At 71.8% G+C, this 14125-nt stretch carries 11 protein-coding genes and 2 pseudogenes; 9 read left to right on the top strand and 4 right to left on the bottom strand.

Annotated elements, in window-relative coordinates; genetic code table 11:
- Positions 1-52: 52 nt before the first annotated feature.
- Positions 53-1480 carry a transcription antitermination factor NusB gene (locus tag ACFZDA_RS36575; RefSeq protein WP_391089981.1) on the top strand — a complete coding sequence of 476 codons (1428 nt, stop codon included), beginning with the start codon at positions 53-55 and terminating at the stop codon, positions 1478-1480.
- Here ACFZDA_RS36575 and ACFZDA_RS36570 read toward each other — a convergent pair.
- A complete protein-coding gene (locus tag ACFZDA_RS36570) occupies positions 1461-3653 on the bottom strand; it encodes an MMPL family transporter (protein WP_391089979.1) in 2193 nt (730 codons plus the stop codon). The two genes, ACFZDA_RS36575 and ACFZDA_RS36570, sit on opposite strands and share 20 nt — an antisense overlap.
- Before the next feature lie 14 nt (positions 3654-3667).
- Between ACFZDA_RS36570 and rpe the strand changes: the two genes are divergently transcribed.
- The 7 genes from rpe to ACFZDA_RS36535 all read left to right on the top strand — a co-directional run bounded on the left by rpe (position 3668) and on the right by ACFZDA_RS36535 (position 10150).
- Positions 3668-4354, top strand: a complete 687-nt coding sequence (gene rpe, locus ACFZDA_RS36565) for a ribulose-phosphate 3-epimerase (protein WP_031138926.1) — start codon at positions 3668-3670, stop codon at positions 4352-4354.
- A gap of 78 nt (positions 4355-4432) precedes the next feature.
- Positions 4433-5476: a sugar-binding domain-containing protein gene (locus ACFZDA_RS36560; protein WP_391089976.1), complete on the top strand. Its 1044-nt coding sequence runs from the start codon at positions 4433-4435 to the stop codon at positions 5474-5476.
- Between the two features lie 24 nt (positions 5477-5500).
- Positions 5501-5854: a barstar family protein gene (locus ACFZDA_RS36555; RefSeq protein ID WP_391090065.1), complete on the top strand. Its 354-nt coding sequence runs from the start codon at positions 5501-5503 to the stop codon at positions 5852-5854.
- A 109-nt stretch (positions 5855-5963) separates the two neighbouring features.
- Positions 5964-7406 (top strand): GuaB1 family IMP dehydrogenase-related protein, encoded by a 1443-nt coding sequence (locus tag ACFZDA_RS36550; RefSeq protein ID WP_391089974.1) that lies wholly within the window; start codon positions 5964-5966, stop codon positions 7404-7406.
- 79 nt (positions 7407-7485) lie between these two features.
- Complete coding sequence (locus tag ACFZDA_RS36545; RefSeq protein WP_391089972.1) at positions 7486-8052, top strand: GNAT family N-acetyltransferase; 567 nt, start codon at positions 7486-7488, stop codon at positions 8050-8052.
- A gap of 168 nt (positions 8053-8220) precedes the next feature.
- Positions 8221-9687 (top strand): amino acid transporter, encoded by a 1467-nt coding sequence (locus tag ACFZDA_RS36540; protein ID WP_391089971.1) that lies wholly within the window; start codon positions 8221-8223, stop codon positions 9685-9687.
- A gap of 10 nt (positions 9688-9697) precedes the next feature.
- Positions 9698-10150: an Lrp/AsnC family transcriptional regulator gene (locus ACFZDA_RS36535; RefSeq protein ID WP_010046396.1), complete on the top strand. Its 453-nt coding sequence runs from the start codon at positions 9698-9700 to the stop codon at positions 10148-10150.
- A gap of 461 nt (positions 10151-10611) precedes the next feature.
- Here the strand turns inward: ACFZDA_RS36535 and ACFZDA_RS36530 are convergent.
- Positions 10612-11455: pseudogene (locus tag ACFZDA_RS36530) on the bottom strand (helix-turn-helix domain-containing protein).
- Between the two features lie 42 nt (positions 11456-11497).
- The gene (locus ACFZDA_RS36525; RefSeq protein WP_391089969.1) at positions 11498-11959 is read right to left on the bottom strand and encodes a hypothetical protein; all 462 of its coding nucleotides are present in this window, start codon (positions 11957-11959) and stop codon (positions 11498-11500) included.
- A 306-nt stretch (positions 11960-12265) separates the two neighbouring features.
- Between ACFZDA_RS36525 and ACFZDA_RS36520 the strand changes: the two genes are divergently transcribed.
- Positions 12266-13462, top strand: coding sequence for an MFS transporter (locus ACFZDA_RS36520; protein WP_391089967.1), 1197 nt, complete (start codon positions 12266-12268; stop codon positions 13460-13462).
- On the opposite strand, the pseudogene ACFZDA_RS36515 reads toward ACFZDA_RS36520, so the two are convergent.
- A pseudogene (locus tag ACFZDA_RS36515) lies at positions 13431-13971 on the bottom strand (Repetin). The gene ACFZDA_RS36520 and the pseudogene ACFZDA_RS36515 overlap by 32 nt on opposite strands.
- Positions 13972-14125 lie beyond the last annotated feature (154 nt).

Genomic DNA, 14125 nt, shown 5'->3' with positions numbered 1-14125 from the left:
GGCGGCGTAGGCTGGACGGCGCACTTCTTCTCACACCCGGAGCACCTTTTTCGTGAGCGACCAGCCCCGTCGGCCCCGTACGTCCGCCAAGCCCTACCGGCGGCCCAGGAAGGACCCCGTCCGCATCCTCGCCTTCGAGGCGCTGAGGGCCGTGGACGAGCGGGACGCCTACGCCAACCTCGTTCTCCCGCCCCTGCTGCGCAAGGCGCGGGAGAAGGAGGGACCCGAGACGTTCGACGCCCGTGACGCGGCGCTCGCCACCGAGCTGGTGTACGGCACGCTGCGGCGGCAGGGGACGTACGACGCGGTCCTGTCGGCCTGCGTGGACCGGCCGCTGCGGGAGGTCGACCCGCCGGTGCTGGACGTGCTCAGCCTCGGCGCGCACCAGCTGCTCGGGACGCGGATCCCGACGCACGCGGCCGTGTCCGCCACCGTCGAACTCGCCCGGGTCGTGCTCGGCGACGGGCGCGCCAAGTTCGTCAACGCGGTGCTGCGGAAGGTCGCCCAGCACGATCTGGAGGGCTGGCTGGAGCGGGTCGCGCCGCCCTACGACGACGACCCCGAGGACCATCTCGCCGTCGTCCACTCGCATCCGCGGTGGGTCGTCTCGGCGCTGTGGGACTCCCTCGGCGGCGGTCGCGCCGGCATCGAGGACCTGCTGCGCGCCGACAACGAGCGGCCCGAGGTGACTCTGGTCGCGCGGCCCGGGCGGGCCACCGCCGAGGAACTGCTCGAAGAGGACGCCGCCGTGCCGGGCCACTGGTCGCCGTATGCCGTGCGGCTGACCGAGGGCGGTGAGCCGGGCGCCGTCGCGGCCGTGCGGGACGGACGCGCGGGCGTGCAGGACGAGGGCAGCCAGCTCGTGGCGCTCGCCCTGGCGGCCGCGCCGCTGGACGGGCCCGACCGGCGGTGGCTGGACGGGTGTGCGGGGCCCGGCGGCAAGGCCGCGCTGCTCGGTGCCCTCGCGGCCCAGCGGGGCGCGCTGCTCGTCGCCTCGGAGAAGCAGACCCATCGTGCCGGGCTCGTGGCCAGGGCGCTGGAGGGCAACCCCGGGCCGTACCAGGTGATCGCCGCGGACGGGACGCGTCCGGCGTGGCGGCCCGGCAGTTTCGACCGCGTGCTGGTCGACGTGCCGTGCACCGGGCTCGGGGCTCTGCGGCGCCGTCCCGAGGCGCGCTGGCGGCGCCGGCCGGAGGACCTGGAGGGGTTCGCGCCGTTGCAGCGCGGCCTGCTGCGCACCGCTCTGGAGTCGGTGCGGGTCGGCGGCGTCGTCGGCTACGCGACCTGCTCGCCGCACCTCGCCGAGACCAGGGCCGTCGTCGGCGACGTCCTCAAGCAGCACCCGGACACCGAGCTTCTCGACGCCCGGCCGCTGCTGCCCGGCGTACCGGACCTCGGGGAAGGGCCCGACGTGCAGCTCTGGCCGCATCTGCACGGGACGGACGCGATGTACCTGGCGCTCATCCGCCGGACCGGCTGACCCCCGCTCCGACGTTCTTCCGGTCCGCAGCACCGCCGTCCTCCCCGGCCAGCCGGTGCGGCCACCACACCTTCGGGCCGACGTCCAGGAACAGCGACGTCACCAGGACCGAGCGCACGATGAACGTGTCGATGAGGACGCCGAGGGCGACCGCGAAGCCGATCTCGGCGAAGGCGACCATCGGGAGGGTGCCGAGGGCGGCGAAGGTGCCGGCCAGCACCAGGCCGGCGGAGGTGATGACCGCGCCGGTGGCGGCGAGACCCGTGACCACGCCCGGTCTGGTGCCCTGGCGGGCCGCCTCCTCGCGGATGCGGGTGGTCAGGAAGATGTTGTAGTCGATGCCCAGGGCGACCAGGAACACGAAGACGAACAGCGGGAAGTCGGTCGCCTCGCCGGCGTAGTCGAAGACGTACCGGAACGCCAGCGCGCTGATGCCGAGGGCCGCCGTGAACGACAGGATCACCGTCCCGATCAGCAGCAGCGGGGCGATCAGGGCGCGCAGCAGGGCGCACAGGATCAGCAGGACGACCGCCAGCACCAGTGGGATGATCAGCACGTTGTCGTGCGTGGTCGCCTCGTCCATGTCCAGCAGGGCCGCCGTACCGCCACCCACCTGGGCGTCGGCGTCCGGCACCGCGTGCACGGCGTCCCGGACCCGCTCCACCGTCTGCTTGGCCGCCTCGCTGTCCGCGGGGGCGGTCATGGTCGCCTCGAAGAGGACCTTGCCCTCGAAGACCGGTTTCGTGCCGGGCGGCAGCCCGAGGGACTGCGGCACGACGCCCGGTGTCGCGGCGACCGCGCGGCCCACCCGCACGGCCTGCGCCTGGTTGCTCACGATGACCAGCGGATCTCCGCTGCCGGCCGGGAAGTAGCGCGCCGACACCTCCTGGCCGGTGACCGAGTCCGGTTTCCCGGTGAACGCGTCCGCGTTGCCGATGCCCTCCGCGCGCAGCTGGATCAGGCCCAGTGAACAGACCGCCAGGACCAGTGCCGTGACGGCCCAGGTCGTACGCGGCCGGCGGGCGATACGGCGGCCCGCGCGCGCCCAGATGCCGTGCTCGGTCGGGTCGGGTGTGCCGTAGTGCGGGATCGCCGGCCAGAAGATCCACCGTCCGACGATCACCAGCAGCGCCGGGAACAGGGTCATCATCGCCAGCAGGGCGACGGCGACGCCGATCGCGGCGACCGGGCCCAGGCCGCTGGTCGAGTTCATCTCGGCGGCCAGCAGCACCAGCATGCTCAGCACGACCGTCGCGCCGGAGGCCAGCACGGCGGGGCCCGCGCGGTGCAGCGCCAGGGCCATCGCCTCGTGCCGGTCCTCGTGCCGGCGCAGCTCCTCCCGGTAGCGGGCGACCAGCAACAGGGCGTAGTCCGTCCCCGCGCCGAAGACCAGCACCGTGAGGATGCCGGCGCTCTGGCCGTTCACCGTCAGCCCCGCGTGCTCGGCCAGCAGGTAGATCAGCGCCTGGGCGGTGAACAGCGCACAGACCACCGAGACCAGGGGGACCAGCAGCAGGGTCAGGCTGCGGTAGGTGATGAGCAGCATGACGATGACGACGGTCATCGCGGCGAACAGCAGCGTCGAGTCGATGCCCTCGAAGGCCTTCGCGAAGTCCGCCGATGTGCCGCCCGGGCCTGTGATGTGCACGGCCAGGCCGCCGCCGCCCTTGCCGACGTCGTCCCGGATGGAGTCGACGGCGGGCGCGATCCGCTCCCAGCCCTTCTCGTTCATCGTGATCGGCACGAACACCTGAGCCGCCCGCGGATCCGTCTGCCGGTCGAACACCGGCCCCCGGGTCTGCGCACCTCGGATGCCGTGGTCGGTCAGCTCCTTCAGCTGCCGCACGTCCCGGGCGATCTCCGCCCGGTCCCGCGCCGTCAGCCCACCGTCCCGGGCGTAGATCACCACCGCGGGGATCTGCTCCGGCCGGAAGTCCTCGGAGATCTCCAGCACCTGCGTCGACTCCGCGGACCCCGGCAGCCAGGACGACGCGTCGTTGTCCTGCGCGTCGGTGAGCTTCATCGCGAGCGGCGCCGTCGCGAACAGCACCACCACCCACAACCCCAGCACCAGCCACTTGGCCCGCCGCCCGCAGACGAGATGGGCAACGCCCTGTTTCACGGCAACCCCCTCTGCGACCCGGGACCGATGCCCACGCCCCCTGGAGGGCATGGCAGTCTTAGGACATGGCCGCGCAGATCAACCCCAGCATCCTGTCCGCCGATTTCGCCCGCCTCGCGGACGAGGCGAAGGCCGTGGAGGGAGCCGACTGGCTCCACGTCGACGTCATGGACAACCATTTCGTCCCCAACCTCACGCTCGGCGTGCCGGTCGTAGAGTCGCTAGCCCGTGCGACGGACACACCGCTGGACTGCCATCTGATGATCGAGGCCCCCGATCGGTGGGCGCCCCAGTACGTCGAGGCGGGGGCCGGTTCCGTCACCTTCCATGTCGAGGCGGCCGCCGCCCCGGTCCGGCTCGCCCGGGAGATCCGTGCCAAGGGCGCCCGCGCCTCCATGGCGCTGAAGCCCGCGACCCCGATCGAGCCGTACGAGGACCTGCTCCCCGAGCTCGACATGCTGCTGATCATGACGGTCGAACCGGGCTTCGGGGGACAGGCCTTCCTTGACATCATGCTTCCGAAGATTCGCCGCACTCGCGAGCTGATCAGCAAGCACGGTCTGGAGCTCTGGCTCCAGGTCGACGGCGGAGTGTCCGCTTCCACGATCGAGCGGTGCGCGGACGCCGGAGCCGACGTCTTCGTGGCCGGATCGGCGGTCTACGGGGCAAACGACCCGGCAGAGGCGGTACGTGCACTACGCACGCAGGCGGAGGCGGCGACCGCCAAGGCCTCCTGGGCCTGCGACCACTGAGCCACAGCAAAGTGAACGGCTCTCATCAGGGCTGATCATCCGCGCCGGATCTGCAAGGATGAACGGCGAATCCAGAGTGTGAACAGCAGTGAGGAGATCGCCGTGTCGGGTATGTCGGCGGGCCGGTCAGCCATGCGGATGGGACCCGCTGAGCTGGTGCAGGCGGCGGCCATGGCCCGCCGCTTCTACCTCGAGGGCAAGTCCAAGATCCAGATCGCGGAGGAGTTCGGCGTCAGCCGCTTCAAGGTGGCCCGGGTCCTGGAGACCGCCCTCGAACGGGATCTCGTGCGTATCGAGATCCGTGTGCCTGCGGAGCTGGACGCCGAGCGCTCGGACGCGCTCCGCGCCCGCTACGGCCTCAGGCACGCCGTCGTGGTCGAGTCCCCGGCCGATGCCGAGGAGTCGCCCGACCCCGAGAACCTGGGAGAGGTGGCCGCCGACCTGCTCGGCGAACTGGTCAACGAAGGTGATGTGCTGGGCCTGGCCTGGGGCCGCTCCACCATCCACATGGCGGCGGCGCTCGACCGGCTGCCGCCGTGCACGGTGGTGCAGCTGACGGGCGTGTACGACGCCGGGACCGCCGAGCGCGGCTCGGTCGAGGCGGTACGCCGTGCCGCCCAGGTGTCCGGCGGCGACGCGCACCCCATCTACGCGCCGATGCTGCTGCCCGACGCGGCCACGGCCACGGCACTGCGCAACCAGACGGGGATCGCCCGGGCCTTCGAGCACTTCGACAAGGTCACCGTCGCCTGTGTCTCCATCGGCTCCTGGGAGCCGGGCATCTCCACGGTGCACGACATGCTCAGTGACGAGGAGCGCGCGCACTACGCCTCCCTCGGCGTCGCCGCCGAGATGTCCGCGCACCTCTTCGACTCCGAGGGCCGCCGGGTCGGCCGGGACCTGGGCGAGCGGTGCATCACCGTCAAGGCCGACCAGCTCCGCCGTATCCCCGAGGTCGTCGCGATCGCCGGCGGGCAGCGCAAGGGGCCCGCGATCGACGCGGTGCTGCGGTCCGGGCTCGTCACCAGCCTGGTGACGGACACCTCGGCCGCTGACTATCTGATGACGGCGGGCCCGGCACCCAAGCCCGCGCTCAACAGGACCGACCCGGACGGAGTCTGATACATGGTCAGCCAGTCGCAGGGAGTGCCGGACGACCCGGCCGGCCGGATCGTGCTCGTGCTGGACCTCGACGGGGTCACGGACAAGGCGGGCCTCATGGACCGCTGCGCCCGTGACCTGGCCCTGCCCGAGTGGTTCGGCCGCAACTGGGACGCCCTCGCCGACTGCCTGGCCGACCCCGGCCTGTGGCCCGAGGGGTCGAAGGAGCGGGGGCTGCTGGTCGTCGTCCGGGGCTGGCGGGCGTACGCCGAGAAGCGGCCCGAGGAGTGGCAGGTCGCGGAGGAGATCTTCGCCGAGGCGACGGACCGGGGCCCGGGTCTCTTCGTGACCCTCGGGCTTGGAGCATCCTCCGAACGAGGCCCTGACCAGCCTGGATGATCTGCTGGGGGTGGTCCGCGGGCCCGTCATGGGAGAATGAAGTACGTGCTCTTTTCCCCCTGGCCGGCCGGTCCGGGGGTCACCTCTGATCGACTGGGATGTGCGGCACGTGCGTTTCCTCAATGACATTCAGCCCGGGTACGACCTGACGTACGACGACGTCTTCATGGTGCCGAGCCGCTCCTCGGTGGGCTCGCGGCAGGCGGTCGACCTCAGCTCTCCGGACGGCACGGGCACCACCATCCCGCTCGTCGTCGCCAACATGACCGCCATCGCCGGGCGCCGCATGGCCGAGACCGTGGCCCGTCGCGGCGGCCTCGTCGTCATACCCCAGGACATCCCGATCGACGTGGTCACGGACGTCGTCTCCTGGGTGAAGAGCCGCCATCTGGTCCTGGACACGCCGATCATGCTGGTGCCCCACCAGACGGTCGCGGACGCGCTGGCGCTGCTGCCCAAGCGCGCACACAACGCCGGAGTCGTCGTCGACGACAACCACCGGCCGGTCGGTGTGGTCACCGACTCGGATCTGTCCGGCGTGGACCGCTTCACACAGCTGGGCGAGGTGATGTCCCGGGACCTGCTGCTCATCGACGCGGACATGGACCCGGGCGAGGCCTTCGACACCCTCGACCACGCCAACCGCCGCTACGCCCCCGCGGTCCACAAGGACGGCACGCTCGCCGGCATCCTCACCCGCAAGGGCGCCCTGCGCGCCACGCTCTACACGCCGGCCACGGACGCGCGGGGGCGGCTGCGGATCGCCGCCGCCGTCGGCATCAACGGCGACGTCGCGGGCAAGGCCAAGCAACTGCTGGACGCGGGCGTCGACGCGCTCGTCATCGACACCGCGCACGGCCACCAGGAGTCGATGATCAGCGCCCTGAAGCTGGTCCGCGACCTCGACCCCCAGGTGCCGATCGTCGCGGGCAACGTGGTGGCCGCCGCGGGCGTGCGCGACCTGATCGAGGCGGGCGCGGACATCGTCAAGGTCGGTGTCGGACCCGGCGCCATGTGCACCACGCGCATGATGACCGGCGTCGGCCGGCCGCAGTTCTCCGCCGTCCTGGAGTGCGCCGCCGAGGCCAGGAAGTACGGCAAGCACGTGTGGGCCGACGGCGGGATCCGCCACCCACGCGACGTGGCCATGGCCCTCGCCGCCGGTGCGTCCAACGTGATGGTCGGCTCCTGGTTCGCGGGCACCTACGAGTCCCCGGGCGACCTCCAGCACGACGCCCAGGGACGCGCCTACAAGGAGTCCTTCGGCATGGCCTCCGCCCGTGCCGTGCGCAACCGCACATCGGAGGAGTCGGCGTACGACCGGGCCCGCAAGGCGCTGTTCGAGGAGGGCATCTCCACCTCCCGGATGTTCCTCGACCCGGCCCGCCCCGGCGTCGAGGACCTGATCGACTCGATCATCGCGGGCATCCGCTCCTCCTGCACGTACGCCGGGGCCGCCTCCCTGGAGGAGTTCGCCGAAAAGGCCATCGTCGGCATCCAGAGCGCAGCCGGCTACGCCGAGGGCAAGCCGCTGCACGCCAGCTGGAGCTGACGGCCCGCACACCCTCGTCCCAGGCCCCCGGCGAAAAATCGGGGGCCTCGTGCGTGCGGGGGCCCTACCGTCGTACGGCATGGAGATCACCGTCTGCCGGGCCGCCGACGTGCCCCTGCTCGACCAGTACATCGGCTCCCCGGGCGCCACCTCGTTCCACGCGCGCCGCTTCGAGCGTCAGGAGCAGGGCACGAGCACGTACCTCGTCGCCTGGCTCGGCGGACGGCCCGTGGGGCACACGGAGCTGCGCTGGGGCGGCTGCGACGACGCGGCCGTACGGGCTGCACGGCCCGGATGCCCGGAGATCAACGCGCTGGCCGTGTGGCCCCCGACGCTGCGCTCGCGCGGCATCGGCAGCGCCCTGGTCCGGGCCGCCGAGGAACGCGCCCGGGAGCGCGGCCGCACGGCCATCGGCCTCGGCGTCGCCGACGACAACCCGCGCGCCGCCGCCCTCTACGCCCGGCTCGGCTATGTGCCCCTCGTCCCCTACCACGGCCGCTGGTCCTACCAGGGCCACGACGGCGTCACGCGTGAGTGTGTCGAGGAGCTCACGTTCCTGGTGAAAGAGCTGGTCCGGGCAAGTCCTGTGCAACGGACGAACGCCGATGTGCAACGAACCTCCGGCCCGTCGCGAGGAACGCAATGATCTTGCGGGCACGCGCAAGGTTGCTGCATTACACGGGCAACGCCGCTGCTCGTAGGCTGTCGCCTCGTACGTGGCGTGGCGGGGACCCCGCTCGGTGGGTCCCGGCTGTCGGGCGGGGCGCTGCCGGTCCCCGCCGCCCAAGACCGGCAGTGACGAAGGAGTCAGCGCGTGCTCGACCAAGGCGCACCCCCGCACAGCAGTAGTCAGACCGCCCCGCCGTCCCCGGGCGTCGGCGCGCGCCTCATGCGTCGCAAACCGGTGGAGAACCTGGTCGCGGAGGGTGGCCAGGGCGAGGGAGGCTCGCTGCGGCGCTCCCTCGGCCTGTGGCAGCTCACCATGATCAGCATCGGTGCCACCCTCGGCACCGGCATCTTCGTCGTGCTCGGCGAGGCCGTCCCCAAGGCGGGACCGGCCGTCACGGTCTCCTTCGTCATCGCCGGACTGACCGCCCTGTTCTCGGCCCTGTCCTACGCCGAGCTGGCGGGCACCATCCCCGTCTCCGGCTCCTCGTACTCGTATGCGTACGCAACGATGGGCGAACTGATCGCCTGGATATGCGGCTGGTGCCTGGTCCTGGAGTACGGCGTGTCCGTTGCCGCCGTCGCGGTCGGCTGGGGCGAGTACCTCAACGAACTGCTCGACGGGACCATCGGCGTCACCCTCCCGGCCGCCCTGTCCGCCCCGCCCGGCGACGGCGGCGTGTTCAACCTGCCGGCGCTGATCGTCGTCCTGCTCGCGATGGCGTTCCTGCTGGGCGGCGCCCGCGAGTCCGCCCGCGCCAACACCGTCATGGTCATCGTGAAGATCGCCGCGCTGGTGCTGTTCTGCGCCATCGGCGTCCAGGGCTTCCGCTCCGGCAACTACGAGAACTTCATGCCGCTGGGCATGGCGGGCGTCAGCGCCGCCGGGGCGACGCTGTTCTTCTCCTACATCGGCTTCGACGCCGCCTCCACCGCCGGCGAGGAGGCCAAGAACGCCCAGCGCGACCTGCCGCGCGCGATCATGCTGTCGCTGGTCATCGTCACGGCGCTGTACGTCCTCGTCGCCGCCGTCGCGGTGGGCGCCAAGCCCTGGAAGGACTTCACCGACTCCGAGGCCGCCCTCGCCCAGATCATGCGCGAGGTCACCGGGCAGACCTTCTGGGGCACGCTGCTGGCCTTCTGCGCCGTCATCGCCATCGCGAGCGTGGTGCTGACCGTGCTCTACGGCCAGACCCGCATCCTGTTCGCCATGTCCCGCGACGGTCTCGTGCCGAAGGTGTTCGCCAAGGTCCACCCGAAGACCGGCACGCCCCGCGCCAACACCCTGATCGTCTCCCTGTTCTGCGGTGTGCTGGCCGCCGCGATCCCGCTCGGGCAGCTCGCCGACGCCACCAGCATCGGCACCCTGTTCGCCTTCGCCCTGGTCAACGTGGCCGTCGTGGTGCTGCGCCGGACCCGGCCGGACATGCCCCGCACCTTCCGGGTGCCGTTCTCCCCGGTCCTGCCCGCGCTGGGCTTCGCCCTCTGCCTCTGGATGATGGGCAGCCTGTCGACCGTGACCTGGGTCGTCTTCGGTGTCTGGATGGCCGCCGGGCTCATGTTCTACTTCCTGTACGGCTATCGCCGTTCCCGACTCGTACCATCCGAAAAGTGACCGACCCACTGTGCTGAACGATCTCGACGAACGCATCGTGCACGCCCTCGCCGAGGACGCCCGCCGCTCCTACGCCGACATCGGCCACATCGTCGGCCTGTCGGCGCCCGCCGTGAAACGGCGCGTGGACCGGCTGCGGGCCACCGGAGCCATCACCGGCTTCACCGTACGGGTCGACCCGGGCGCCCTCGGCTGGCAGACCGAGGGGTTCGTCGAGATCTACTGCCGGGGCAACACCTCCCCGGAGACCATCCAGCGGGGCCTGGAGCGCTACCAGGAGGTCGTGGCCGCGTCCACCGTCACCGGCGACGCGGACGCGATCGCCCAGGTCTTCGCCTCCGACATGCGGCACTTCGAACGGGTCCTGGAGCGGATCGCCGGGGAGCCGTTCGTCGAGCGGACCAAGTCCGTACTCGTGCTGTCGCCGCTGCTGCGGCGCTTCTCGTCGGGTTCGCCGACCTAGTGCCGTGACCGTGAAGGTTCGCCGGGTCGGTCAGGGGCCGACGTAAGTGGCAAAGTGGACAGCGAGAGGCAATACGCGGCCGTAGTCATAGGTAGCTTTTCAAACAGCGACGACCTTGAAAACAGGGGGAGTTGACGGCGCGCGTATGGTGGAGGGGAAACGCATCAACGCCCGCCCCGGGCTGTGAGCCGGGCGGCCGAACGGGGGAAGAAAGGTGCGTGCCCGATGACGATCGGGCTCCTCTCCACGATTGCCGCTGTGTTCTACGGGGGCACGGTCTCGGTCCTCGCTCTGACTGCGACCTTTGCTCGGCGCCGCACGCTGCGGCGTGAAGCGCGCAGCACTCTTGCCGTCTTGGTGCGGGGGAGGGCGGTGGAGTCGCAGCAGGTAGACGGCGCGGCAGTAGGCCCAAACAATTGAGCGGTCACGGCGAAATCAACCGGCCGTAGCGCCGGGTCTGGTCAGGCTACGAGGGGGCGTCCGCCCCAGCGGACGCCCTTCTCGCTGCGGACGCGGCCACGCTCCTTGCGCTGGGCGGCGAGTACGTCGGGGTGGCGGGCGTTGGCGTTGCGCCAGCGCAGGTAGCGGTGCGGGGTTTTTCTTCGCCCAGCGCCCTGATGGTGTCGCCCTTGTGGGCGGACAGGTTGTCCAGAATCACGTAGATCGGGGCGCCGTCCGGGCGGGCCGCGCGGATCGACCTCAGCGCGGCCAGGGTGTTCGCGGCGCCCTTCTTCCAGTGGTTGACGCCCCACGGAGTGTCGTCGCCGAACGAGTAGCAGCCGTGGAAGTAGCGCACCCCGTGGGCGCGGTGGTAGGCCGCGGGATGCCGCTGGGGCCGACCCTGCTCGGCCCAGCACGATCCGGCGGTGGGCCGGATCCCGAGCGCTGCGGGTCGGGCGACTCCTTCCACGTCTTGGTCCGCTGGAAGGTGACCCCGCGACGGGCGAGCAGGCACCGTAACGCCTCACGTCCGATCCTGATCACGCGGCTGTGCACTTTCCGCAGGCAGGCGGCGAGTTTACGGATGGACCAGCGGGTGAAGGGCTGGCCGAGCTTGGTCGGGCGGGTGGTGGCCGTCGCCACGGCGAAGTCCTCGTCGTCAGGCTTGAGCAGGCGGGGACGGCCTCCCGCCCACCGAGGGTCCAGGCAGGCCGGCCCGATCTCGTTGAACCGACGGATCACGTCCCGCACAGTGTCCTGGTCGGCCTGGACCGACTGCGTGATCACCGAGACGCGGTTTCCGTCGGAGGACGCCAGCAGCATCATCGCCCGCCGGTAGCGCACCGAGTTGGTACTGCCCGCCAACCGCTCCCACCGCCGACCCGGCGAACCTTCACGGTCACGGCACTAGGTGTCGCCGGCCCTGCGCACCTCCGTCAACAGGCGCCGAACGCCGAGTGCGTGGCCGCCCGTGGTCATGAGGAGACGTCCGTAGAGGGCGCCGGCCGGGCCGGGGAACCTCGCCCGGGTCTCGGCACGCAGCCGAGTGCGTCCTGGGGCGGCCTCGTCCAGGTGGAAGAGCAGGGCGTACGTCGAGAAGTGGTGGCGCCCGACCAGGACGAGCTCCGCCCCCGGAACCGCGGAAGCCACCCGGAAACCGGGAATCGTCGAGCCCTCCTGCAAGGGATGGGGCCCGGAGGCCGTGCGGTCGGCGCAACCGACCAGACGTGCGTACATGACCGCTCGGCCACTTCCGAAGGAGCGTTCCAGAACCGCGCCGAGCGCGCCCCACACGACCTCGGCGTCCGCCCCGACGACCGTCGTGTGCTCGTCGACGTACGGCAGGGAGAGCAGTGCGGCGGCGTCCATGGAGACCCCCTTCGCCGACCGGTCGGGTTCGGCTTGCCCGGCCAGTCTCGCGCGCCCGGCCGTGCGGGGCCTCCTCCGGCGGGCGGACATCCCTCGCCGCACGGCGGAGACGGGCGGCGCCCGCCCTCCTCCCGGCGGAGGACGCCCTCCTGGGAATCTCGCTGTGCTCCGGGCGGACGGGAATGCGACGACAGGGCCTAGCATCGGTGTCATGACCTGGCGACATTGATCCACCAGCAGCGCCTCCCGAGGACCGCCTCGGCCGCCGTATCTCCGGCGTCCGATCGGTCCTTACGGGAAGGCCTCATGACACTCTCACCCGCACGCGTGCCCGCCACCGGCGTCCGGCGGCTGACGCGCACGCTGTACGGCTACGCGTTCCTTGACGACTTCGTCCTGCTCTACCCGGTGTACGCGCTGCTGTTCGCCGACACCGGCCTGTCGCTCTGGCAGATCTCCTCCCTCTTCGCCCTGTGGTCGATCACCGGGGTGGTACTCGAAGTGCCCTCCGGTGCCTGGGCCGACGCCGTGTCGCGCCGCCGGCTGCTGTGGATCGGCCCGCTGCTCACCGCCGCCGGATTCGCGCTGTGGGTGTCGGTCCCGTCGTACGGGGCCTTCGCGGCCGGCTTCGTCCTGTGGGGCGCGGGCGGAGCGCTCGGCTCCGGAGCCCTGGAGGCCCTCGTCTACGACGAGCTGGACCACCTCGGCGCCGCCCACCGCTACGCGCGGGTCATGGGGCGGGCCCGGGCCGCGCGGCTGGCGGGCACCGTGGCCTCCCTCGGCTTCGCGGGGCCCGTCTTCGCCGAGGGCGGCTACGCGGCCGTCGGCGCCGCCAGCTTCCTGGCCTGTGTGCTGACCGCCCTCACCGCGACCCGGTTCCCCGAGCACCGGGTGCGCCCCGAGACCGCCGACGCCGGCTGGGCGACGACGCTGCGGACCGGACTCGCCGAGGTCCGCGGGGACCGTTCCGTGCGCGGCGCCCTGCTGCTGGTCCCGGCCGTGGCCGCGGTGTGGGGCGCGCTCGACGAGTACACCCCGCTGATGGTCCGGGAGATCGGCGTCGCGGAGGCGACGGTGCCCTACCTGATCATGCTGATCTGGGCGGGCGTCACCGTCGGCAGCCTCCTGGCGGGACCGGCCGAACGCCTCGGCACGGGCGGGCTCGCGGCCCTGCTCGCGGGCGCCGCCCTCGCCCTGGCCGCCGGCGGCCTGTCCCGCTCACTGGCCGGTATCGCTCTCGTGAGCCTCGCCTTCGCCGGATTCCAGCTGGCCGAGGTGCTGGCCGACGTCCGACTCCAGCACCGCATCGACGAGTCCCGCCGCGCCACACTCACCTCCGTGGCGAGTCTGGGCACCGAGCTGGTCACGGTCGCCACGTTCGGCGTGTACGCGCTGCTCGGCACGGACATGGCGCACGGCGGCGTCTTCGCGGTGCTGGCGGTGCCCTACCTGGTGACGGCCCTGGCGCTGGTCAGAGCTCGGGCTGCCAGGGCACGACGGTGAAGTCGCCCGTCCCCTTCGCGACCTTCTCGAAGGGGGCGGAGCCCACGCACGTGGGCAGGTCCTTCGGAACCGAGGTCCTCGGTCGTCGCCCAGCTGTAACCGAGCCGGTCGTGGCGGCCGAGGTCGTGCACGGTGATGCCGACCCGCGTGCCCTTCGCGCCGGGCAGGTCCGTGTCGGTGACGACCCCGGAGACGACGGCCACCTCGCCACCGGTGACCAGGCAGTCGACCCTCGCCTTCGCCCAGCCGCCCTCGCCGTTGAGGTAGTGGCTCCACTCGAAGGTGCCGGTGGCCTTCATCGGGTCGGCCGTGTCCTTCGCGGCCAGGTGCGCGTCGAAGGAGAAGGTGATGTCGTCTCCGGCCGAGCGGTACAGCTTGGCCTTGCCGGTGAGCGCGGCGGCCTCACGCCCGCTTCCGTGGTGGGCGGACGCTCCGGCGGAGCCGACCGCGGCGGCGACGGTGAGCAGCAGCGCGGAGCCGAGTAAGGCGGTCCTCGTACGGCGGTTCATGGCGGTCCTTTCCGCAGGTGACGCACGTCGACTGGACGCTCACCACTGTCCCGGCCCGGCGCCCGGGCCACATCGCACCCGGGACGGGACCCGGCCTCCGCCGCCCGGCGGGGACAGGCGGTCCGGGCATGCGCCCAGGGGAGGACCGCTCAGG

This window comes from Streptomyces sp. NPDC007991 (assembly GCF_042958445.1).
Taxonomy (GTDB): Bacteria; Actinomycetota; Actinomycetes; order Streptomycetales; family Streptomycetaceae; genus Streptomyces.
The sequence above is the reverse complement of the archived record's forward strand: the minus strand, read 5'-3'. Positions and strand labels throughout refer to the sequence as shown.